The 21,217-nt window shown below is 65.2% G+C and carries 20 protein-coding genes and 3 pseudogenes; 15 read left to right on the top strand and 8 right to left on the bottom strand.

Features of this window, described 5'->3' with window-relative positions; genetic code table 11:
* Positions 1–70: 70 nt before the first annotated feature.
* On the bottom strand, positions 71–838 hold the full coding sequence (queC, locus tag REH65_RS14310) for a 7-cyano-7-deazaguanine synthase QueC (protein WP_406692770.1): 768 nt from the start codon (positions 836–838) through the stop codon (positions 71–73).
* 745 nt (positions 839–1,583) lie between these two features.
* Between queC and REH65_RS14305 the strand changes: the two genes are divergently transcribed.
* The 12 genes and pseudogenes from REH65_RS14305 (at position 1,584) to REH65_RS14250 (ending at position 10,989) form a co-directional block, all read left to right on the top strand.
* Entirely contained in the window at positions 1,584–2,315 is a 732-nt protein-coding gene (locus tag REH65_RS14305; RefSeq protein ID WP_406692769.1) for a helix-turn-helix domain-containing protein, read from the top strand.
* The gene (locus REH65_RS14300; protein ID WP_406692768.1) at positions 2,312–2,908 is read left to right on the top strand and encodes a hypothetical protein; all 597 of its coding nucleotides are present in this window, start codon (positions 2,312–2,314) and stop codon (positions 2,906–2,908) included. The genes REH65_RS14305 and REH65_RS14300 overlap by 4 nt, the downstream gene beginning before the upstream one ends.
* 16 nt (positions 2,909–2,924) lie before the next feature.
* Positions 2,925–3,809 carry a phosphotransferase family protein gene (locus tag REH65_RS14295; RefSeq protein WP_406693165.1) on the top strand — a complete coding sequence of 295 codons (885 nt, stop codon included), beginning with the start codon at positions 2,925–2,927 and terminating at the stop codon, positions 3,807–3,809.
* Positions 3,810–3,833: 24 nt separating this feature from the next.
* Positions 3,834–4,034 (top strand): annotated as a pseudogene (locus REH65_RS14290) (helix-turn-helix transcriptional regulator); the annotation flags it as partial.
* Between the two features lie 289 nt (positions 4,035–4,323).
* Complete coding sequence (locus REH65_RS14285; RefSeq protein WP_406693305.1) at positions 4,324–4,695, top strand: hypothetical protein; 372 nt, start codon at positions 4,324–4,326, stop codon at positions 4,693–4,695.
* A 63-nt stretch (positions 4,696–4,758) separates the two neighbouring features.
* Positions 4,759–5,352, top strand: a complete 594-nt coding sequence (locus tag REH65_RS14280) for a TetR family transcriptional regulator (RefSeq protein ID WP_363794759.1) — start codon at positions 4,759–4,761, stop codon at positions 5,350–5,352.
* Between the two features lie 57 nt (positions 5,353–5,409).
* A complete protein-coding gene (locus tag REH65_RS14275; RefSeq protein WP_363794761.1) occupies positions 5,410–5,928 on the top strand; it encodes a PaaI family thioesterase in 519 nt (172 codons plus the stop codon).
* Positions 5,929–5,938: 10 nt separating this feature from the next.
* Positions 5,939–6,226 carry a recombinase family protein gene (locus REH65_RS14270; protein WP_363794763.1) on the top strand — a complete coding sequence of 96 codons (288 nt, stop codon included), beginning with the start codon at positions 5,939–5,941 and terminating at the stop codon, positions 6,224–6,226.
* A gap of 409 nt (positions 6,227–6,635) precedes the next feature.
* A pseudogene (locus tag REH65_RS14265) lies at positions 6,636–8,008 on the top strand (fatty acid desaturase).
* A gap of 58 nt (positions 8,009–8,066) precedes the next feature.
* Positions 8,067–8,204, top strand: a complete 138-nt coding sequence (locus REH65_RS14260; RefSeq protein WP_406692767.1) for a ferredoxin — start codon at positions 8,067–8,069, stop codon at positions 8,202–8,204.
* A 3-nt stretch (positions 8,205–8,207) separates the two neighbouring features.
* Positions 8,208–9,431 (top strand): NAD(P)/FAD-dependent oxidoreductase, encoded by a 1,224-nt coding sequence (locus tag REH65_RS14255; RefSeq protein ID WP_406692766.1) that lies wholly within the window; start codon positions 8,208–8,210, stop codon positions 9,429–9,431.
* Positions 9,432–9,741: 310 nt separating this feature from the next.
* On the top strand, positions 9,742–10,989 hold the full coding sequence (locus tag REH65_RS14250) for an IS256 family transposase (RefSeq protein WP_406693162.1): 1,248 nt from the start codon (positions 9,742–9,744) through the stop codon (positions 10,987–10,989).
* Positions 10,990–11,487: 498 nt separating this feature from the next.
* Here the strand turns inward: REH65_RS14250 and REH65_RS14245 are convergent, their stop codons facing one another.
* A complete protein-coding gene (locus REH65_RS14245; RefSeq protein WP_363794767.1) occupies positions 11,488–11,709 on the bottom strand; it encodes a hypothetical protein in 222 nt (73 codons plus the stop codon).
* Positions 11,710–12,259: 550 nt separating this feature from the next.
* On the opposite strand from REH65_RS14245, the gene REH65_RS14240 reads away from it, so the two are divergent.
* Positions 12,260–12,754, top strand: a complete 495-nt coding sequence (locus REH65_RS14240) for a transposase (protein WP_363794769.1) — start codon at positions 12,260–12,262, stop codon at positions 12,752–12,754.
* A gap of 73 nt (positions 12,755–12,827) precedes the next feature.
* Here REH65_RS14240 and fdxA read toward each other — a convergent pair whose 3' ends face one another.
* The 3 genes from fdxA to REH65_RS14225 form a co-directional block, all read right to left on the bottom strand.
* Positions 12,828–13,148, bottom strand: a complete 321-nt coding sequence (fdxA, locus tag REH65_RS14235; RefSeq protein WP_363794771.1) for a ferredoxin — start codon at positions 13,146–13,148, stop codon at positions 12,828–12,830.
* A 16-nt stretch (positions 13,149–13,164) separates the two neighbouring features.
* Positions 13,165–14,187: an NAD(P)/FAD-dependent oxidoreductase gene (locus REH65_RS14230; RefSeq protein ID WP_363794772.1), complete on the bottom strand. Its 1,023-nt coding sequence runs from the start codon at positions 14,185–14,187 to the stop codon at positions 13,165–13,167.
* Between the two features lie 80 nt (positions 14,188–14,267).
* Positions 14,268–15,227: a R2-like ligand-binding oxidase gene (locus REH65_RS14225; RefSeq protein ID WP_363794774.1), complete on the bottom strand. Its 960-nt coding sequence runs from the start codon at positions 15,225–15,227 to the stop codon at positions 14,268–14,270.
* Positions 15,228–15,390: 163 nt separating this feature from the next.
* Between REH65_RS14225 and REH65_RS14220 the strand changes: the two genes are divergently transcribed.
* Positions 15,391–15,984, top strand: coding sequence for a TetR family transcriptional regulator (locus REH65_RS14220; RefSeq protein ID WP_406693164.1), 594 nt, complete (start codon positions 15,391–15,393; stop codon positions 15,982–15,984).
* A 137-nt stretch (positions 15,985–16,121) separates the two neighbouring features.
* Positions 16,122–17,630: pseudogene (locus REH65_RS14215) on the top strand (ISL3 family transposase).
* Between the two features lie 155 nt (positions 17,631–17,785).
* Here REH65_RS14215 and REH65_RS14210 read toward each other — a convergent pair.
* The 3 genes from REH65_RS14210 to REH65_RS14200 all read right to left on the bottom strand — a co-directional run bounded on the left by REH65_RS14210 (position 17,786) and on the right by REH65_RS14200 (position 21,140).
* Positions 17,786–19,393 carry a long-chain-fatty-acid--CoA ligase gene (locus tag REH65_RS14210; RefSeq protein ID WP_406693163.1) on the bottom strand — a complete coding sequence of 536 codons (1,608 nt, stop codon included), beginning with the start codon at positions 19,391–19,393 and terminating at the stop codon, positions 17,786–17,788.
* Positions 19,394–19,724: 331 nt separating this feature from the next.
* A complete protein-coding gene (locus REH65_RS14205) occupies positions 19,725–20,027 on the bottom strand; it encodes an EthD family reductase (RefSeq protein ID WP_363794778.1) in 303 nt (100 codons plus the stop codon).
* A gap of 51 nt (positions 20,028–20,078) precedes the next feature.
* Positions 20,079–21,140 (bottom strand): alpha/beta fold hydrolase, encoded by a 1,062-nt coding sequence (locus REH65_RS14200; protein ID WP_363794780.1) that lies wholly within the window; start codon positions 21,138–21,140, stop codon positions 20,079–20,081.
* Between the last annotated feature and the right edge of the window lie 77 nt (positions 21,141–21,217).

Raw genomic sequence — 21,217 nt, 5'->3', positions numbered from 1 at the left:
CGCGTGTCGGGACGGGAACGACGGCCCCACTCAGGTCCTTCCGCAGGGTTTGGCTGAGCGTCGATCGTCATCATGCGCACCCCACGGCGTAGGTCGTCGGGTCGGTCACGTCTGCGTCGTGGAACGCTTCTCGTCGCTCCGTGCAGGTTCCGCACGTGCCGCACTGTTGGGCGCCGCCGCGGTAGCACGACCACGTCTGCTCGAAGGGAACGCCGAGGGTGGCGCCGAGTCGCACGATGTCGGTCTTGGTACTGGCCAGAAACGGGGCGACCACCTGGAAGTCACTGGGGAGATGACCTTCGTTCGCGATGTTCGCCGTTTGGGCGAAGCTCGTGGCAAAGGGCTCCCGGCAGTCTGGGTAGATCGGGTTATCGCCGGCGTGGGCGCCGAAGGCGACCGCATCGGCCTGCGTGACGACCGCCAGAGCCACCGCGATGTCGAGCATGATGGCGTTGCGGTTGGGAACTACGGTGGCCCGCATCGACGCGTCGGTGTAGTGGCCGTCCGGAACCTCTACGCCTGAGTCGGTCAACGCCGATCCGTGGAGCACGCGACCCAGCGCGGAGAGGTCGACCACCTCGTGAGGCGTAGCCAGGGCCGACGCAGTTGCCGCCGCGTAGCGCAGTTCGACTCGATGACGCTGGCCGTAGTCGAAGGACACGAGGCTCAGCTGGGTTCCGCGGGCATGGAGCCAATAGGCCAGCACTGTCGAATCGAGCCCGCCCGAGGCGATCACGACCGCATGGCGAGGATGGCGGTCAATGCCGGGCTTTCCCGGAGCTGCAAACGTGTCGATCTGGTGTGACTGCGAGGAAGCAGTGTTAATGGTGGCGCTCATACTCTGGATTCCTTGATCGGTGGTGCGCGGTGGAGGTGAAGGTCGGGGCGCGCTTCACCTCCACCGCGGCCTGCGCGCTGCGGCTGCGAAGCCGGCGGCGGTACGGAAGCTCGGGAAGACCTATGCGGTGAAGCGGCCTCGCGGAGCACTCATGGCTGTTTCACGCGACGTGGCGGCCGACCGCAGTGCCCGACGCAAACGCCCAACGTCGAGGGGTTGCACGACGACGGGACCGTGCGCTGGAAACTCGACCCGTACATCGCCGCTTGGCAGCTCATGGACGGTGATGTGTGCGCGTCGTCCACGCCCATCCCGGCAGGGGATTCGTTCGTGCACATGTGCGTTGTCGCTACGAACGAGCCAGCGGCGGCGGGTCGTCAGCAGTCGTCTCATCAGCACCGGTTCCTCCAGATCGCTCGATACCCGGAGGGCGGCACGCTCGCTCTAGTCGGGCGATGCGGGATGGCACGCGGTGCGAGCCGACGGTCTACGCAACGGGATCGTGGCGCGCATTCGCCCACGAATCGCTGGGGGAGCGTCACAATGTCTCCTCGTAAGCAGCGAGCCCCTTATTCAGGTCCGAGCACCGCTCTTGGCCGAACGGTCGGTGTCCGCCTCGGTGGGTGCTCAGCTGGTAGTCAACCGGTGGGATGCACGATGAACCAGAGCAAAATCGCTGCACAGATGCTGCACGGTTGCTGCGCGAAGACCTGTGACCTGCGCATATGCTGGCGAGATTAAATGGATGCAGTCGATGGCGAGGGGTGGTCACGTGCCAGGTAAACGAGACCGGCTCGCGCGTCAGCGCCACGCAGTGGGGATGACCCAGGAACAACTCGCCGCCGCGCTCGGTGTTGAGCGCTCGACGATCTATCGGTGGGAGTCCGGGAAGGTGGCACCGCGGCCGGACGTGCAGCCCAAGCTGGCACGCGCGCTGAGCGTGAGCCCTGATGAGCTAGCGAACCTTCTCATGATCGAGGCCGGCCTCAGTTTGGCGCCAGCGACGACGGGACCACGCGACGCCTCTCGACCTCAGCAGACGTTGACCGAGTTCAGTGCCTTCGGACGTGCCCACGACTACCCGGGAAGTATGGACCTCGGTGGAAGCCCACGCGACTTCCTGGCCGGCACCGTCGTCGAAACCCCGCTCCCTACACGGCTCGGCTGGACCGAGGTTGAGCATGTCCGGGCGACCACGCGTGCGGTAGCGATGTCGGAGAACTTTTCGGCGGCGGACTCTCGTGCGAGGCGGCAGCAGCGCAACTGCGCTGGGCCGGACAACTGCTGGAGGTTCCGGCTCCCAAGGACGTTCACCGCTGCGTCACTGAAGCAGTCGGCAACCTCGCCAGCGTCGTTGCATTCTCCGCGTTCGACATCGCCAACTACTCCGCCGCCGATCGGTGCTTCGAGTTCGCGCTCTGGTGTGCCAACGAGTCGGATTCCTGGGCGCTGCGGGCGAACACGCTGGCGGAGATGACGCGCAAGGCCGCGTATCTGGGCAACCTCGACGACGCCCTGGAACTGATCGAGTTCGCCCAGGTACGTTTCGATCGGCTCACCGCCACGGCTCGGGCGATGCTGACCACGATCCGAGCCCGGCTGTTGGCGCTAACCGGCCGGTATGCCGAAGCCCAAGCGGATGTCGATCGCGCGGACGCTCACTTTGCCGACCACGATCCCGACGCCGACCCACCCTGGCTGTGCTACTACGACGCCGCCGAACACCAGGGCAGCACCGGTAAGGCGTTGATCCCCATCGCGCAAGCAAGCGGCAACCCGGAACTGGCTGCCGGTCGGCTCACCGCTGCGGTCGAGCTACAGGCCGCTGACTACCCGCGTTCGCGGACGTTCTCCCGAGTTCGGCTGGCCTCCTTGCTGATGGCCACCGGGTATCCACGGGAAGCTGTGCCGATCGGCCGTCAGGCCGTGATCGACACGGCCGCACTACGGTCGCAACGGCTCACGACCGAACTCCACGGCCTTGCTCGGAGTGCTGCCCCTCACGTGCAGCTGAGCGATGTCGCCGAGCTGAGGCACGACATCGCCACGTTGGGGCGGCCGTCGACCTGACACCATCAGCGGGGTGATGGCACCTCGCGAGACAGCAGACGACGTACTCGCCACCGCGGCGCAGCGGGCTGGCCTCGATGCCACGAACGCGGTCTTGATCCGCGATGGCTCCAACGTGATGTACCAGCTGCCCGGTCGTGTCGTTGCACGGATCGGGCCGGAGCACACCGGCGACAACGCTGCACGACAGGTCGAGATCGCTCGATGGCTCACTGACTCCGACCTTGCGGTGGTCAGGGCGTTCGACGGCGTTCCGCAGCCGACCCTGGTGGGCAGTCGACCCGTGACCTGGTGGGAACAGCTACCAGAGCACCGCCCGGCCACGACGGCAGAGCTCGGCGCCGTCTTGCGATCGTTGCACGCGCTCAGCCTGCCTAAGCAGCTGAAGCTACCTCGCTTCGATCCCTTCGCTGGAGTTGATGAGCGCGTCGCCGCAGCCCAGCACCTGCCCGGGGATGACCGAGAGTGGTTGGTCCGGCGTCTCCAGGAACTGCGCCAACAACTGGGCAGGGTGGAGCTCGACCAGGCCGACCGTGTCGTACACGGAGACGCCTGGCAAGGCAACGTCGCCGTCCCTGAGAACGGCACACCGGTTCTGCTCGACCTCGAACACGTCTCCTGCGGTCATCCCGATTGGGATCTGATCCCCATCGCGGTCGACCATGTCGACTTCGCCCGGCTGAGCAGCACCGACTACCGCGATTTCGTCGCGGCCTACGGCGGGCATGATGTCACGACCAGCTCAGCCTTCCGCGTCTTTGCCGATATCCAAGAGCTGCGCTGGGTGGTGTTCGTCCTCGGCAAGGCCGCCGACAGCGCCCAGGCCGCACGCGAAGCACAGCACCGCATCGCGTGCCTACGGGGCGAGGTTTCGCGGCCGTGGACCTGGACCGCTTTCTAAACCTTGGACAGTCGTACTGCCTGAATGTCCTTGACCTGCGAAAATTCGACGAGGATCATGGAGTTGCACTGGTCGATCGGGGGTTGCATGTCCGGCAAACGGCTGCGTCTTGCGCGTCAGCGCCGCGCGATGGGGATGACCCAAGAGGAGCTTGCCGCTGCCGTTGGCTTGGGAACCGATCGGTCGACGATCTATCGGTGGGAGTCTGGAGAGATCACCCCGCCCGCGCGCAAGCAGCCGCGGCTCGCCCGCGCGCTCGGCGTTTCGCCCACCGAGCTGATCGACCTCCTCACGCCAGAAGTCGAACCGAATTTGCCTTCCAGCAGGGGGCGGGTTGGGCGTGCCCTCCGCTTCCCGAGCAGCACTGAACCGGTCACCGTGGAGAGCTTGTGGCAGGAAGTCCGTGGCCTGGACGAGCAGTATGACCGGATACCCTCGACATCCCTGTTGGCGGATACCGGCCAGGCCCTCGGCCAAAATTGGCTTTCTTGCCCGCAACGGTGGAGACGGCGCCTTGCAGCGCGACCTCTTCGCGGCCGAGGCCACGGCTGCAACGTTGATGGGCCAGCTGGTGTGGGATGCCTCCCAGCGTCGGGATCACCGGACCGCTCGGCAGTACTTCGAGCAAGCGACCGCTGCGGCCCGCGAGATCGATAGCCCGACCGCCGAAGGGCATGCGCTGCTGCGCACCAGCTATCTCGCGCTCTACGGGGAGCGCGATCCCATCGAAGGGCTACGGCTGACCGAACAGTCCGCCGAGGTCGCGCGCTCGGCCAACCTCCGGTATGGATCCGAACAACGCAGCAACACCGCACGCGGGCCGGTCACCCGCTGCGAGGGCCGACCACTGATGGACGGGGCAGTGGCCGACAACACAGGACGTTAGACACGTGCCAAACATGTGTCAATGGAATTGACTTACCGGAGAGATGTGCCCAGTATGGCGAGCGTGGCTGGCCAGTTCCGTGCACGCGCCCGTAACCAACTCCGCGACGAGGCCCTCGACGCGGCCTCACGACTCGTGGTCGCCCGCGGCTGGCAGGGCCTGCAGATGCGGGAAGTCGCCCGTCAGGTCGGAGTGAGCCGCCAGACGCTGTACAACGAATTCACCCACAAACACGGGCTGGCCCAAGCGCTTCTGATGCGGCTGACCGAGCGGTTCCTCGACGGCATCGAACACGCCCTGGACAGCGCCGACGAACCCCATCACGCCTGGACCGCGGCCGTGCGCTACACCCTGGAGACCGCCGCCGACGAGCCATTGCTCAAGGTGGTACTCACCACCGACGGCAGCGACGATTTCCTGCCGTTGCTGACCACCGAAGGCGCCCCCATCGTGCAAGCCGCCCGCGACCGCATCGTGGCGGTGCTGCACCGCCGGTGGCCGGGCCTGAACCAGGCCGATGTGACGGTCGCCGCCGAATCCGCCGCCCGACTGACGCTGAGCCACGTGATGCTGCCGCTGCACCCCGCCGACCAGGTCGCCGACGACGTCTCCCGAGTGCTCATCGGCTTTCTCGGAGACCCCCACCACACGCATTAAGCGTCCGGTGCGGTCCCTGGATATAACCCCTGTGGATGGAATCCGAGAGGAGAACCGGTGCGCCCCTTCGAGTCGACACCACACGGCTGGCCCCGCACCCCGCCCACTGCGGCGATTCACCATGCGGCCGCCGACGGCGTGCTGCCGGCCCACAGCGCCGACTGCCTCGGCTGCGGGCCGGACAACGCCCACGGTCACCAGCTTCAGGTGCACCGCGACGGTGCCCGCGTCCACAGCCGACACGTCTTCGACCAGCGGCACGTCGGCGCCCCCGGACTTGTCCACGGCGGAGCGGTGGCCACCGTCCTCGACGATCTCTGCGGCCATGTCCTCACCCTCATCGGCGTCCTCGCCGTCACCCGCCACCTCGCCGTGAACTACCATGCACCCACCAGGCTCAACGCGCCTTATGAGCTGTCCGCATGGCTGGTGCGCCGAGACGGACGCAAACTCTTCCTTCGCGCCGAAGGTCACGCCCCCCACGGCCAGTTGACCTTCGCCGGCGACGGCGTCTTTCTCCACGTCGACCCCGAACACTTCGCCCGCGCCACCAGCGCAGACCAACCACCGCAATAGCCCGCCCGCGATGGGACGTCGTGACCAAGGTCCTACGTGTCAGCGACGTGCTCGTGGCCACCCGCCAGGTCGGCAGCTTCACCGCCCACCTCGTGTCCCTCTGGACGACTTCCGCCAGCGCGGGATCGAGTTCCGGTTCCTGGAGCACCGCATCGCCACCACCACTCCTGAGGGCCGCATGGTCTACCGGATGCTGGCCGCCGTCGTCGAATTCCAACGCGACCTCATCATCGCCAACATCCACGAATGCCTGGCCGCGCCCGCGTCCGCGGCCGACACGGCGGCCGTAGCGACCTGAGAACTGCCTACCCGGCTACTCGACCGACTTCGCCCAGGCCGACGACACGGGGAGAGAGCGGGCAGCGACGTCGCCGACCCTGTGCCTGAGCAAGCCAACACGACGGCGGTGTCTGCGTCTTCGGGGGCCTGAGTAGTCGGCGCCGCCGAAACTGATGCAACGTCCACGGTCCACTGGCAAGGACGGCCTGAGTACGCCGGGTTCGCAGCGCACGCTGTTGTCGATGCTGGTCAAGAAGTGGAAGTTAGACCCTCTGACCAGTAGGAAACCGCCACGCTGTTGGCGCCTTCATGCTCGTCGCACGTTCGCGCACGCTGTGTTTTACAAAATCTCGCTATTGTCAAATTCGGTTTACAGATCTACGGTTCTGTCAACCGATCTCGAGGTGAGGAGGCCTGCAGTGGCTACCGTGGCAGCGAACGTCAGCGGGACGGTCCCGGCGGGATCGACCCAGCGGTGGAAGGACAAGAAGCGCTACCTGTGGCTGATGGGGCTGGTGATGCCGTCCCTGGCTTTCGTAGCGATGGGGGCGTATGCGGCCACTGGGCAGGGAGTGTGGTTCTGGATTGGCCCCGTGGTGATCTTGGTGCTGGTTCCCGCGGTGGACCTGTTGGCTGGGCTCGACCGTTCGAACCCGCCGGATGATGTGATCGAGGCGCTAGAGAACGACAAGTACTACCGGTGGATCACCTTCCTGTACTTGCCGATTCAGTACGCCGGGTTCGTCGCCGCGATGTGGCTGATCACCCGGGGCGATCTGTCGGTGGTGGACAAGGTCGGTTTGGCGATCACGGTGGGCACCATCGGCGGCATCGGCATCAACACAGCCCACGAGCTCGGGCATAAGAAGGAGAGCCACGAGCGGTGGTTGTCCAAGATCGCCCTCGCGCAGAGCTTCTACGGGCATTTCTACATCGAGCACAACCGCGGCCACCACGTGCGCGTGGCGACGCCGGAAGATCCCGCCAGCGCCCGAGTGGGCGAGAACTTCTACCAGTTCTGGCCGCGCACCGTGTGGGGCTCGCTGACCAGCGCCTGGAACCTGGAGAAGAGGCGCTACGCGCGGCGTGGCCAGCACCCGTTCCGCCTCGGCAACGATGTGCTCAACGCTTGGCTGATGTCGGCGGTGCTGTGGGCCGGCATGGTGGCCTGGCTGGGCATCGGGATCCTGCCTTATCTGCTGATCCAAGCCGTGGTCGGTTTTTCGTTGCTCGAGGTCGTCAACTACATGGAGCACTACGGAATGCTGCGCCAGCGGACCGGACCTGATGGCACCGGCCGCTACGAGCGGGTCATGCCCAGCCACAGCTGGAACTCCAACAACATCGCCACCAACGTGCTGCTGTACCACCTGCAGCGGCACAGCGACCACCACGCCAACCCCACCCGCCGGTACCAAACCCTGCGCGACTACGAGGAATCCCCCGTCCTGCCGACCGGGTACGCCGGGATGATCCTGCTGGCCATCGTACCTGCGATCTGGCGGCGGATCATGGACCCGCGGGTGCTCGCACACTTCGGTGGCGACATGAGCCAGGCGAACATTTCCCCACGGAAACGGGCAAAGGTCTTGGCGCAGTACCCGGTGCCCGCGGCGTCCGAGGAGGCCGCATGAGCCAGTACCGCTGCCCCGGCTGCTACTACACCTACGACGAAGCAGCCGGCGACCCCCGCGAGGGATTTCCCGCCGGGACCGCCTGGGCGGACGTGCCCGACGACTGGTGCTGTCCCGATTGCGGCGTGCGCGAGAAGGTCGATTTCGAGCCCGGAGAAGGAAAGTGAGCCACGTGGAGATCACCGTCGATCGAGCCAAGTGCGAGGGCCTGGGCATGTGCGGGCCATGGCGCACGAGTTCTTCGAGGTCCAAGACGACGGCACCATGGTCGTCTTGGACGAGCACCCGGCCGATGAACACCGCCAGACAGTCGCCGCCGCCGTAGACGCCTGCCCCGTGCTGGCACTCACCCTGAAGGGCTGAGGCATGGAGCGTCTCGTCGTCGTCGGCGCCTCATTGGCGGGATTGCGCGCGGTGCAGTCCGCCCGCCGCGCCGGATTCACCGGCTCGATCACCCTGATCGGTGCCGAGGAGCACGTGCCCTACGACCGGCCGCCGCTGTCCAAGGCATTCCTCGCCGCCGGCCACGATGGCGAGCCTCCGTCCTTTCACAGTGCCGACGAGCTGCGCGAGCAGTTCGGGGTCGAGCTGAGCCTCGGTGTTTCGGCAGAGGCGTTGGATACGGCGGCACGGGAAGTCCACCTGCCAGGCCGCGCGGTGCCCTACGATGGGCTGGTCATTGCCACCGGCGCCACACCGCGCACCCTGCCGGGAGCCGACGGGATCGCCGGCGTGCATCAGTTGCGCACGCTCGATGACGCCGTGGCGATCCGGAACGCACTGGATGCCGGTGCCCGCACCGTGGTCGTGGGAGCCGGGTTCATCGGGTCCGAGGTCGCCTCGGCGGCGCGCAAGCGCAATCTGCCTGTCACCGTGGTGGAAGCCTCTGACCTGCCGCTGTCCCGCTCGCTAGGCCTGGAGGTGGGTGCCGTGTGCGCGGGGCTGCATGGCGCACACGGCACCCACCTCAAGCTTGCCCGCACGGTCAGCGGCCTCGAGTCGCAGTACGGACAGGTCACCGGGGTGCGGCTCGATGACGCAACCGTGCTGCCGGCCGATCTGGTCGTGATCGGCATCGGGGTTACACCCGCCACGACATGGCTGAGCGACAGCAGCCTACCGCTGCACGAGCACGACGGCGGTCTGCTGTGCGACGCCACGCTTTGGACCGGCGCCGAGGGGGTGTACGCGGCCGGTGACGTCGCACACGCGGTCAATCCCCTCTTCGACGACGACCTCATGCGGCTCGAGCACTGGACCACCGCCGCCGAGCAAGGAGCCGTTGCCGCCCGGCACGCGCTCGACCCAGCCGCCGCCGTGGCCCACGCGCCAGTGCCCTACTTCTGGTCTGACTGGTACGAACACCGCATCCAATTCACTGGGACAGCACACGCCGACGAGGTGCACGTGACCAGGCCAGCCAGCGAGGGATTACTCGTCCTCTACCGCCGCGGTGACCGGCTGGCCGGGGCACTCACGGTCGACCGCCCCGGTGACATCATGAAGTTCCGCCGCCGCATCGCAGCCCGAGGAGACTGGACCGAAGCCCTCGCGTTCGCCGAGCAGAAAGACACCACCCCACGTGGCTAGCATGACTCCGATGGCAGCCCCAGACGGCAACGCAGGACAACCAGGCACGCCTGCACACGCGCATCGTGCAGGTCGCCGCTGCCGTCACCAGCGAAACTGGATGGTCTTGTCACCCTGACAAAACGACGTCAGACCGCGCTTCCTCCGTGAACTTCGCACGGCCACGCAAGCCCAGCGATGATGCGTCCCCTACAATGTCGTACACACGTACGCCAAACAAAAGGGGACTGTCGGTCGATCGGTGTAAGTGGTCCTGACACGCCGAGTGTGTTCGGCGGGAAGGACTGTGATGACCGAGAGCCTCGAGTCGATGGACTCGTTGACCACGGAGCAGCAGGAACTGGCGGCCGAGCTTGTTGCGAAGGCCCGGGATGAGGGTGTGGAGCTCACCGGCCCGGACGGGTTGCTGACCGGCTTGACCAAGCGCGTGTTGGAGACCGCGCTGGAGGCCGAGCTGTCCGATCACCTGGGATATGACAAGCACGACCCAGCCGGCCGCGACCGGGGCAATTCGCGTAATGGGTCGCGGTCCAAGACGGTGTTGACCGATATCGGACCGGTCGAGGTCGAGGTGCCCCGGGATCGGGAGGGCAGCTTCGAGCCGCAGACGGTGCGCAAGCGGCAGCGCCGCTTGTCAGGTGTGAACGAGATCGTGCTGTCGCTGACGGCGCGCGGGATGACCACCGGTGAGATCTCGTCGCATTTCACCGAGGTCTACGGGGCCCGGATCAGCAAGGACACCATCTCGACGATCACCGATACGGTGCTCGAGGAAATGACCGAATGGTGCAATCGACCGTTGGATCGGGTGTATCCGGTCGTGTTCGTCGATGCTATCGCGGTCAAGGTCCGTGACGGGCAGGTCACCAACAAGCCGGTATATGTCGCGATCGGCGTCACCGTGGATGGCGAGCGTGACATCCTCGGGTTGTGGATCGGGGATGGCGGTGAGGGCGCGAAGTTCTGGCTGCAGGTGTTCACCGAACTCAAAAACCGTGGTGTCGAAGACATCTGCATCCTCGTCTGCGACGGGCTCAAGGGCATGGTCGACTCGGTGGCCACCGTGTGGCCGTTGTGCACGGTGCAAACGTGCGTGATCCACCTGATCCGCAACACCTTCCGCTATGCCGCCCGCCAGGACTGGGAGAAACTCAGCCGCGATTTGCGGCCCGTCTACACCGCCCCGACCGAGTCCGCCGCACAAGCACGGTTTGAGGACTTTACTGACAGCTGGGGCCAGAAATACCCGGCGATCGTCACGCTCTGGCAGCGCACCTGGGCCGAATTCGTGCCATTCCTGGACTACGACGCCGAGATCAGAAAGGTGATCTGTTCGACCAACGCCATCGAAAGCCTCAACGCCCGCTACCGCCGGGCGGTGCGAGCCCGCGGCCACTTCCCACACGACCAAGCCGCGATCAAGTGTCTCTACCTCACCACCCGGGCGCTTGACGCCACCGGCAAGGGTCGCGCGAAATGGATCGTGCGCTGGAAACGACCCCTCAACGCCTTCGCCACCACGTTCGAAGGCCGCATCGTCCCCAGCACCACCAACTAACCACCCCAAGACCACTTACACCGAAAACCCGACACTCCCAACAAAAGTGCATGTCAACATACCAAAGAGTCTGAACGCGGCCGGAAAAGTCGAGCGAGACTACTTCGTAGGACTGCACTCAAGGAGTGCGATGTTCCAGGTGGTGGGAACATCGAGCTGATCTCCACGGCTGTGCGGTTTGCACTTGATCGCGGGTGGCATTTGGTCAGCGAAGGCATCATGCACGCGGCGCGCTACTGCGACATGCTCGATGGGCTACGCCGTGATCATGTCGGCAGGACGACGTTCTACTACTTTGACGTTTCGTGGCGCGAGGCCCTACGACGACACAGGACACGACCGCAGGCCAACGAGTTTAGCCATGACGAGATGCAAGAGGGGTATCGAGCGGCAGATCAACTTGGCTTCGACGAAGAGCACATCATTCCTGGAGAATACTCGCTGGACGGTACCGTGCGCCGTATCCTGGGTGGAGCGCTTAGTGAGAGCGTCGATTCCTCAGCGCCCTGACTCCGTTTCAGGGTGTTGAATCATTTGACTGGCCGACACCGGGGGTTCTGTGCCGTGGTGACCAGCCGATGGTGCGCCTTCCGCGTAGGAATCGAGAGCGATGGATGTAGCGGCGAGCAGCGCGACGACTATCAGCAGGTTAAGGATGAATCGCAGCGTCGTTTCCGGTGTGCAATGGCTTGCTGATGTGGGTTTCTTGAAGTGCTGCACGGCAGTCTCCTTACATGTTCTTGCGCATTAGATCGAGTACGCGCGCTAGCTGGTCGGCTGTCAGTGGTGGTTGCACTGGCCTGGTCTTTGCTGTGACGCCCGGTTCGGTTTTGAACGCTGGAACGCGACCTCGGCAGCGCGTCGCTTTTCGGGGACGGCTCAACTGCCTACGCCGAGGACGTGCGCCGCGCCTTACCGGAGGCGGTTCAGGCCTCGGACCGATGGCATCTTTGGCATGGCCTGGCATGTGCGATGGAGAAGGCCGTGGCCGCTCACAGTCGATGCTGGGTGGCGGCAGGACCGAAACGGCAAGCTCTGACCCGCGAGAACACCACGCTCGAACGCTGGCGGGCCGTTCACAACCTGGTGGACCACGGTGTCGGACGGCTCGACTGTTCTCGCAGGCTCGGACTTGCGCTGAATATGGTGAAACGCTCCGCGCCCCGGAGCCCGACCGGTTGCGCCGCCCATCGCAATACCGAGCCAGCCTGGTCGACCCCTACCGCGATCACCTCCGGCACGACGTACGGCCGAGCCTGGCGTATCGGTGATGCGCCTTTTCGACGAGATCACAGCCCTTGGCTACACCGGCAGCCTGAACCTGCTGCACAAGTACCTCAACCAGGGCCGAGAGCAAGGGGACCGGATCATCCCGTCCCCGCGGCGCCTGGCCTCGTGGATCATGAGCAGGCCCGCCGATCTGCCCGAGCAGCGCCGCGCCCACCTGGCTGACCTTGTGGCTGCGTGCTCTGATATGACTGCCCTTGCCTCGTTAGTCGGCGAGTTCGCGCAGCTCATTGCCAAACGCCGCGGTCACGATCTCGACATCTGGATCGAACGAGTGCGTGCGGTCGGACTGCCCGAGCTCGATCCGTTCCTCCGTGGCCTCAACCAAGACCACGATGCCGCGATCGCCGGCCTCACCCTGCCCTACAGCAACGGCCCCATCGAAGGCGTCAACACCAAGATCAAGTTCCTCAAGCGCCAGACTTACGGCAAAGCCAGCTTCGCCCTGTTACGCAAGAGGATCCTGCTCGACCAGTGATCCTCGTGCTTGATCACTAAATCAGCGCCAGAGCCGTTCTCCTGACAATTCCCTAAATGGTGCGGGTTCGCTATTAGGGCGTGGCTTTGACGTAGGTGGCGACGAAGTCGGGGTCGGCCAGGGTGTGGTCAAGGTTGGGGGAGCCTCCAGGGGAGCCGAGGTCGGCGAAGATGTCCCGACTGGCTTGTTGGAAGGGTTGCCAGTGTTCGTCGACGCGTTGGGCGGGCCGGATGGCCTCAACGGGGCAGACGGGTTCGCAGGCGGCGCAGTCGATGCATTCGGTGGGGTGGATGTAGAGCATGCGCTCGCCCTCGTAGATGCAGTCGACGGGGCATTCTTCGATGCAGGAGCGGTCTTTGACGTCGATACAGGGTTCACCGATGACGAAGGCCATGGGACGGGTGTTCCTTTCAAGCGTGGTGAGGGTTTTCCCGTAGATGCTCGGGGTTGCTCAGAGGCGTGGCGTGTGAGGAATGTTCGGGGGCCAGGCCAGCCTCGGGGTGCAGCGCGGCGGCGGCGTTGTTGACGGCGGTGGCGACTTCGCCGAAGCCCACGGAGATGAGTTTGACCTTGCCGTCGTAGGTGGTGATGTCTCCTGCGGCGTATACCCGTGGCAGGCTAGTGCGCATCGCGGAGTCGACGGCGATCGACCGCTCGTGCAGTTCCAGCCCCCAAGTGGCGATCGGCCCGAGGTTGATCTTGAAGCCCAGCGCGGCCACCACCACTTGAGCCGGGATCCGGTAAGGTGGGCCGGCGCCGGTGAGTTCGGCGGCCTCGATGTGGCCGTTGCCGTGCAGCGCCTGCACCTGGGCGTCGAGGTGCAGTGTGCACGCTGAGGCCCGCAGTTGGTCCATGGAGTGCTCGTGGGCGCGGAACCGTTGCCGACGGTGGACAAGGTGGACGCTGTGGGCGCGCTGCACGGCGGCCAAAGCCCAGTCCACCGCAGAGTCCCCGCCGCCGACGATGACGACATCGCGGCCCGTGAACAGGTCCAAGTCACTTACGAAGTAGTGCAGCCCACGCCCGAGGTACTCCTCGCCGCAGGGCAGGGGGCGTGGCGTCGCCGCCCCCACGCCGGCTGTAATGATCACCGCACCGGCCTCCACGGTCGCTCCGGTGTTGCTGACCACGATCACCGTCTCACCGGTGCGCTCCAGCCGCTGGGCTTGTTGTCCAAGCAAATAGGTCGGTGCGAAGGGGGCGGCCTGCGCGACCAGGTTGTCCACCAATTCCTGGCCTTTGACGCAGGGTAACCCGGCGATATCGTACAGGTTCTTTTCCGGGTACAGGGCTCCAACCTGGCCGCCCGGATGGGGCAGGGAGTCCATTACCGCGACGCGCAGGCCGCGGAAACCAGCGTAGTAGGCTCCGTAGAGCCCGACTGGACCGGCGCCGATCAACAGCACATCAACGCGGGTAGGGGTGTCGCTCATTGTCTCGTCTCTCACGCGCTCATGGGCGTTGGGCAGTGTGCCGCAGTACACACCGCACCGCGGCACGGGATGCCCGTTACTTAAGCCTCAGCCCGCGTACGAGTGGCCTTGGCGGCTTCGTCCTCGCGGTGAAAGCGTTCTTCGAGGTGCTCGGGGCTGGCGTCGGTGTCGATCGTGGACAGATCGGCCCCCATGGCGGATTGGATCGATTCCAGTCGCCGGGTGCCTTTGTCCATGGCGTAGGAGACCAACTCGTCTTTGCTTAAATCGAACGGTACCTCGTCCACAGCCGCGAAGACGTGCTCGATCTGCGCCACGGCGTGCGGCAGCAGCTCCTGCATCGTCTGCTCCACCACGGTCCAGTTCTCCTCGTCTGCAGCTACGTGCCGTCGGCACGTGAAGGTTCCCCAGGCCATGTGGCGCCGTTCGTCATCGCCAATCATTTTGATGATCTTCTGCATGCCGGGGAAGATGCCGCGACTGCGGCACACCTTGTCCCAGGCGTAGTAGCCGGTCAGCGCCAGCACCCCTTCGACGACGTGGTTGTAGGTCACCGACGCCCGCACCTGGGCCGCGGGACTAGGATCAGCGCTCAGTGCTCGCAGGTTCTGCGGGAGCGCCTCGTAGAACACCGCCCGATAACCCGGGTTGTCGGCCACATGCTCATGCAGATCGCCTGTCAGACCCACCGTGTCCAGCCAGCGCCGGAACACCTCGGTGTGCTTGGCTTCTTCAAAGCAGAACTGGGTCAGGTACAGCTCGTCGTGAAATCGGCCTTCGGCGGCCATGGCGGCCATGAACGGCTGCAAGTCCTGTGTGACTGACTCCTCACCGGCGATGAACTGCGCACACAGCGTAGCCGCCAAGCGCTGCTCTAACTCCGTCAGACTGGCCCAGTCGTGCGCGTCCTGGCGCATGTCAATCTCGGCGGGATTCCAAAACCCCGCGTTGCCCTTGACGAACAACCGCATCGGGAAGGACTGCCAGTTCAGCCCGCCCTCACCCAGACTCGCGAAGCCCTCACGACTCGTCCCCAACATCACATCTCCTTTGACAATGGCGGACTAGGTGTCAAAACTGTGGACTCAAACTGCAAACTTGTCAAGGCGGGTGAAGATGCCGACGGCAAGGGCTCTACCTTGGAGGCGATACCGGCCATCCGGGGAGCCCGGGCGAGGCCGTAGCGTTGGCTGTGTGCCACCGATGGGAAGCTCGTTTCGCCAGATCGTGCGCCAGCAGCTACGCACCACCGCGCTCGACGCCGCCCACAGGTTGGTCAGCGAGCGCGGTTGGGCCAGCGTGCGCATGGGCCAAGTGGCAGCAGCGGTCGGAGTCAGCCGGCAGACGCTATACAACGAGTTCGGTTCCAAAGACAAACTCGGCACCGCGCTCGTGCAGCGCGAAACCGACCAGTTCGTCACCGGCGTCGCCGAACAGCTCGCCCGCCATGCCGACGACCTCGAAAAAGCCGTCACCGCCGCAGTCGGCTACGCCCTCGAACAAGCCGCCACCAACCCGCTGGTCCATGCCGTGCTCACCAGTGCCCGCACCGACACCGCCGGCCTACTGCCCCTGCTAACCACCCGCTCCGAACCAGTCCTCACCGCCGCCAGCACCGTAGTGATCGACTTCCTGACCCGCACCCGGCCCGACCTCGACACCGACACCGTCGAGATCGTCACCGATTCCCTCGTCCGTTTGACCGTCAGCCACATCGTCCTGCCTACAGACACCCCCGAACGCACCGCCCGCAAACTCTCCACCCTCGCACTCCGGGCCCTAACTGCACCGCACTGACCGGTGGGGGACTGCCGCAGGCGGGACTGTCCGTCGATCGGCTCTGGCTCACTTTCGGTGCTGACGTAGGGTCGGCCGACTGACCACAGAGCGTTGTGCCAGGGTAACGCTGGTGCGACGTTGATCAACTTCTTGCGTTGGAGTTCTCGGGATTGTCTTCCCTGGTCATCCTGGGTATCGAGGATGAGGCTGGGACGATTGCTGTCCGGGCATCGACGCGGTCATGGCCGGTGGCCTGCCCGGGATGCGCTGTGGAGACGGGGCGGGTACATGGCTATGTCGAGCGGTCGCTGGCCGACGTGCCGGTGGACGGAAGACGCGTCGTGGTGCGCGTGCGGGCACGGCGGATGCGGTGTTGCACTGTGGACTGTTCGCGGCAGACGTTCCGCGAGCCCCTAACCAGTGTGGCGGAGCGGTATCAGCCCCGTACCGCCCTGCTGGCCACGCAGGTGGGCCATGTCGTGCGGGAGTCGGCTGGGCGCGCCGGCACTCGGGTCCGGGCGAGGCTCGGTATCGGATTATCATGACACATCGCGCTGCGGACGCTATTGCGGCTGCCGATGCCCGACCGGCCGGTGCCGCCGGTGATCGGGGTGGACGATTTCGCCCTGCGTAAGCGGCAGCGCTACGCCACCGTGATCATCGACGCGGTCACCGGTGAACGCGTCGACGTCCTGGCTGACCGCACGGCGGACAAGCTGGTAGCCTGGTTACGCGGCCTCCCGGGGGTGCCGGTGGTGTGCTGGGATGGCTCCGGGCCTACACCGAAGCGATCCGCCGCGCACTACCCAACGCAGTGCAGGTCACCGACCGGTGGCATCTCTGGCACAACCTCGCCGAGGCCGTCCTCAAGGAAGTCGCCGCCCGCAGTGCGTGCTGGGGCAAGACAGGCCCACCACTACAGGAGGGCAAGCGCGCCACCACGACTCGGGAGCGCTGGCGGCAAGTGCATGATCTGCTTGATCGCGGCGCCGGACTGCTGGAGATCTCCCGCCGGTTGAACCTGGGGTTGAACACGGTCAAGCGCTACGCCCGCATCGAAGCGCCCGAACGACTGGTGCGCGCTCCGCAGTATCGGCCAACCCTGGTCGACCCGTTCCGCGACCACCTACGTCGCCGCCCTGCGGAAGATCCAGCGGTGTCGGTACCCCGGTTGCTTCAGGAGATCACCGAGCTCGGCTGTACCGGAAGCCAGAACCTGCTGTATCGCTACATCACACAAGGACGCGTCGAATCCGACCGGCCCGCGACCTCACCCAGACGACTCGCCCGCTACATGCTCACTCACCCGGACACGCTCCACGACCATCAGCGAGAACGGATTTACGCCGCGACCAGCGCCTGCCCCGAAATGACCGCACTCACCGCCCTTGTCCGCGACTTCGCCGCACTACTCACACCCGACCCCCAACAACGACGAGCGCCTGTCCAGCTGGATCGCGCAGGCCCGAGCCGAGGACCTGCCCCACCTCCACGCGTTCACCCGCGGCCTCGACCTCGATCGGCCCGCCGTGAACGCCGCACTCACTCTAAAATTCCACAATGGACGAACAGAAGGTGTGAACACCAAAACAAAGCTACTCAAGCGACAAATGTGCGGCCGCGTAGGCTACACTCTGCTCCACCACCGCATCCTACTCGGATGAGACACACACCGTCACCACCGAAAGTCAGCCTGAGCCGAAAACCCGACACTCCCCCGGGCCGAAGGCTGCCGGACTGACGGTGCGGGCGGGATCGGACGCAACGGGCGGGCGAGCACGGGTACGTAGGCTCATCATCGCCGCGTTCGTCGGTTTACTCACCCTGCCTTCGATGGTCGTTGACCGGGCGTTGGCCCCTGTTGCGAGATCGCGGAATCTCTCCCACGCAACACGTACTTTTGGATCTTGCCGGTGGCGGTCTTGGGGAGTTCGGATACGAACGTGATCTGGCGCGGTGCCTTGAAGTGCGCGAGGTTCGCGCGCACGAACGCGATCAGCTCGTCACCGGTAACCGGCGTCTCGCCGACGGGAACGACGAAGGCGTGGGGTGTCTCGCCCCATTTCTCGTCTGGCGCGCCCACGACCGCGACCTCTTGAACACCCTCGTGCCGCAGCAGCACACCTTCCAACTCGACAGAGGAGATGTTCTCGCCGCCTGAGATGATGACGTCCTTGATGCGGTCCCGGATCTCGACGTAGCCGTCGGCGTGGGTGACCGCCGCGTCGCCGGTGTGGAACCAGCCGTCGCGCAGGACTTCGGCCGTTGCCTCTGGGGAGCGGAAGTAGCCATCCATGACCACGTTGCCCCGGATCACGATCTCGCCGATGGTCTGACCGTCCCACGGGACTTCATCGCCGTTCTCCTCGACGACCTTGAGCTCGCCAGAGGTGATCAGCGCGACGCCCTGCCGCGCTTTGACAGCGCTGAGCTCGTCCGGAGACAGACCGTCGTGCTCCGGCAGCGGTTCGCAGACCGTGATGAACGGGGCGGTTTCAGTGAGCCCGTACACCTGCGTGATGGTCCAGCCGAACTCCTGCTCCAGTTGCTGGATGGTGGCTGCCGCCGGCGGGGCGCCAGCAGTGACCACCCGGACGCCCGGAGGGAGGTTTCCTCGGACGTCCTCGGGTGCGCTCGCTAGCGAGATCAGCACGGTCGGCGCCGCGCACAGCCACTGCACGTCCTCAGCGCGGATCAGTTCGAATACGCGTGTGGGTTCGACGGCACGCAGGCAGACGTGCTTGGCGGCGGCCGCGGTGACTGTCCACGTGTAGGTCCACCCGTTGGCGTGGAACATCGGTAGCGTCCAGAGGTAGCCCTGCCCGGTGTCCAGACGTAGGTGGATCAGTGTGCCCACCGAGTTCATGTAGGCGTTGCGGTGGGTGATCATGACGCCCTTGGGGCGGGCCGTGGTGCCGCTGGTGTAGTTGATCGTCAGCAGGTCGTTCTCGTCGATGTCCGGTCGTGTGAAGTGTGGCTCGGATGCCGCGAGGAGCGCCTCGTAGTCCTCCCAGCCGTCGCGGGCTTCCTCCAGGGCGACGAAGTGCTCCACGTGGGGCAGCTGATCGCGAATCTTGTCCAGCTTGTCCAGCTGGTCCCCGTGTGCGCACACCACCTTGGAGCCGGAGTGGTTGAGGATGTAGGCGAAATCGTCGGACGCCAGCCGATAGTTGACCGGTACCAGGACCGCGCCGAGCTGCGGCACCGCGTAGAACGATTCCAGCTGTGCATGCGTGTTCGGCGCGATGTAGGCCACGCGGTCGCCCTTGGACACTCCCATCCGCTGCAACGCCGCCGACCACCGGTCGCACCTGGTGAAGAATTCCTCGTAGGTCAGCCGAAGCTCGCCGTCCACCACCGCCTCGCGCCACGGGTGGAGCCTGCGGGTGCGGCGTGCGAACTGCAGAGGGCTCAGTGGAACTTTCATCGTTGGGCTCCGATCTTCGTGATCGTGCAATAAGGCTGTACAACACGGCATTCCTCGTCAAGGTCAATGTGGTCGCGCCGCTGTCATACTTGCCGAGCCGGAGACGCGGCGGCAAACCCCATGCGAAGCACCCGGCGTCTCGGTCGGATATCTCCGGAGGACAAACGGCAAGCCTATTCACTTGGACACGCGTTAACCACCGCTTCGGGGTGCCAGCGAGGAATTGTCAAGACCTGTGTTGTGCCCTGAACGCGAAGGAGATGTCGGTGTAGGAAATCTTCAGCAGCGCTGCGTGGGACACCCGTCCGAGGATCACCATAAAAGATCGCGGCTAGATCCAGTCGTCGGTGATGAGCATGGTCACGCCACCTGTGGCGAAATTATCGATGTCCGCAGCGGCGGCTTGGCCCTCTGGGGAAGCGAGTCCGGCCTCGAGGGCTTGTTTCGAGTCGAAGACGAGCTCGGCGACCAGGTAGTACGGCGGCTTGGATCCGTCCGGGGTCGTACACTTGCCAGCATGCCACTGCCGCACTCCAGGGATTTTGTCGGCCAGCGGGCGGTGGGTGGAGTTGTAATACTGGTCGAAGGCGGCCCGGTTATCGGGGTGCCCGTAACACACGATCAAGCGATACATCAGCGGTCCTGCTTCCGATTCTTCGGCTGTTCTGCACCTAACTCAGGAGGTTTAGGCTGGGCGGGCGAGTAGTTCACCGAGGTGTTGGTCGACCTGGGGCATGTAGGTGGGGGCGACGGCGAACAGTGCGAGGTGCCCGAGTACGTCGTCGATCACCCGTAGTTCGCTGCCTTTGACCATTTTTTGCTCGGCGCGGCAGTCGCGCACGGGGAAGAACATGTCCTCGTTGATCGGCATCACGAACATGGGCACGGTAATCCGGCCGAGTGCGGCGGCCAGGTCGCCTTCGGTGTTGCGGGCGACGTCGCCGTGTTGCCATTTCCAGGCCATGCACAGCAGGTCGTTGGGGTCCATGGCGGTGAAGTACGGCTCCAGGAAGCCCTCGAGGAACTCCTCCTTGGTGTGGAACTCCAGAGCGCGCCACACCTCCTGTTTCCAGAACTCGGTGGAGAAGCCCATCACCGCCCAGATGCGGGCGTGCCGTTTCAGTCCCTCGACCACGTCGGCGTTCGACCCGTACTCGCCCCCGTTGAACCCGGGGTCCGAGGTGATCGCCTCGCACAGCACCTGGGCGAACAGGAAGTCGTGCGGCGTGTTCTGCGCGGTGCCCGCGATCGGCGCCGCCCGCCTGACCTTGTCCGGGAACCGGACGGCCCACTCGTAAGTCTGCTGAGCACCCATCGAGCCGCCGACGACCAGTTGCAGCCTCTCGATGCCGAAGTGCTCGCGCAGCAGGCGCTCCTGGGCGACGACATCGTCCCCGGTTCGCACGCGGGGGAACTTCGACATCGCGAGCTCCGCGTTGGCGCCCGCGGCGTTGTGCGGGCTGGTGGAGAGCCCACTGCCGATCTGGTTGATGACGACGATGAAGTACTCGTCCGGATTCAGCGCGTGATCTGCTCCGATGTAGTTCTCCCGCCACACCTGGTGGGTGCCGGAGTACCAGGTGGTGACCAGAATGGCGTTGTCCTTGGCCTCGTTCAGCGTGCCGAAGGTCGCGACCGCGAGCTGACAGTCGGGAATCGAGCCGCCCTCCTCGAGGTCGAGCCTGCCGATGCTGATCAGCTCGTAGTCGCCGTGGAATTCCTGGGTGTAGTACGGGTTGTCGATCATCGTTGGCCTCCCGTTTCGGTCCCTGGCGTGCGCCCACTGTGCATGTGTCGCGGGCCCGCGAAGTGTCCGAAATTGGG

It is taken from the genome of Saccharopolyspora sp. ID03-671 (assembly GCF_045278815.1).
GTDB classification, from domain to species: Bacteria; Actinomycetota; Actinomycetes; order Mycobacteriales; family Pseudonocardiaceae; genus Saccharopolyspora; species Saccharopolyspora ipomoeae.
The sequence above is the reverse complement of the archived record's forward strand: the minus strand, read 5'-3'. Positions and strand labels throughout refer to the sequence as shown.

Excerpts from the sequence above, each read along its gene's own strand:
- queC (WP_406692770.1), bottom strand. The coding sequence starts at position 838 with ATGAGCGCCACCATTAACACTGCTTCCTCGCAGTCACACCAGATCGAC.
- REH65_RS14305 (WP_406692769.1), top strand. The coding sequence starts at position 1,584 with ATGCAGTCGATGGCGAGGGGTGGTCACGTGCCAGGTAAACGAGACCGG.
- REH65_RS14300 (WP_406692768.1), top strand. The coding sequence starts at position 2,312 with ATGACGCGCAAGGCCGCGTATCTGGGCAACCTCGACGACGCCCTGGAA.
- REH65_RS14295 (WP_406693165.1), top strand. The coding sequence starts at position 2,925 with ATGGCACCTCGCGAGACAGCAGACGACGTACTCGCCACCGCGGCGCAG.
- REH65_RS14270 (WP_363794763.1), top strand. The coding sequence starts at position 5,939 with ATGGGACGTCGTGACCAAGGTCCTACGTGTCAGCGACGTGCTCGTGGC.
- REH65_RS14260 (WP_406692767.1), top strand. The coding sequence starts at position 8,067 with ATGGCGCACGAGTTCTTCGAGGTCCAAGACGACGGCACCATGGTCGTC.
- REH65_RS14255 (WP_406692766.1), top strand. The coding sequence starts at position 8,208 with ATGGAGCGTCTCGTCGTCGTCGGCGCCTCATTGGCGGGATTGCGCGCG.
- REH65_RS14250 (WP_406693162.1), top strand. The coding sequence starts at position 9,742 with ATGGACTCGTTGACCACGGAGCAGCAGGAACTGGCGGCCGAGCTTGTT.
- REH65_RS14240 (WP_363794769.1), top strand. The coding sequence starts at position 12,260 with ATGCGCCTTTTCGACGAGATCACAGCCCTTGGCTACACCGGCAGCCTG.
- fdxA (WP_363794771.1), bottom strand. The coding sequence starts at position 13,148 with ATGGCCTTCGTCATCGGTGAACCCTGTATCGACGTCAAAGACCGCTCC.
- REH65_RS14230 (WP_363794772.1), bottom strand. The coding sequence starts at position 14,187 with ATGAGCGACACCCCTACCCGCGTTGATGTGCTGTTGATCGGCGCCGGT.
- REH65_RS14225 (WP_363794774.1), bottom strand. The coding sequence starts at position 15,227 with ATGTTGGGGACGAGTCGTGAGGGCTTCGCGAGTCTGGGTGAGGGCGGG.
- REH65_RS14220 (WP_406693164.1), top strand. The coding sequence starts at position 15,391 with ATGGGAAGCTCGTTTCGCCAGATCGTGCGCCAGCAGCTACGCACCACC.
- REH65_RS14210 (WP_406693163.1), bottom strand. The coding sequence starts at position 19,393 with ATGAAAGTTCCACTGAGCCCTCTGCAGTTCGCACGCCGCACCCGCAGG.
- REH65_RS14205 (WP_363794778.1), bottom strand. The coding sequence starts at position 20,027 with ATGTATCGCTTGATCGTGTGTTACGGGCACCCCGATAACCGGGCCGCC.
- REH65_RS14200 (WP_363794780.1), bottom strand. The coding sequence starts at position 21,140 with ATGATCGACAACCCGTACTACACCCAGGAATTCCACGGCGACTACGAG.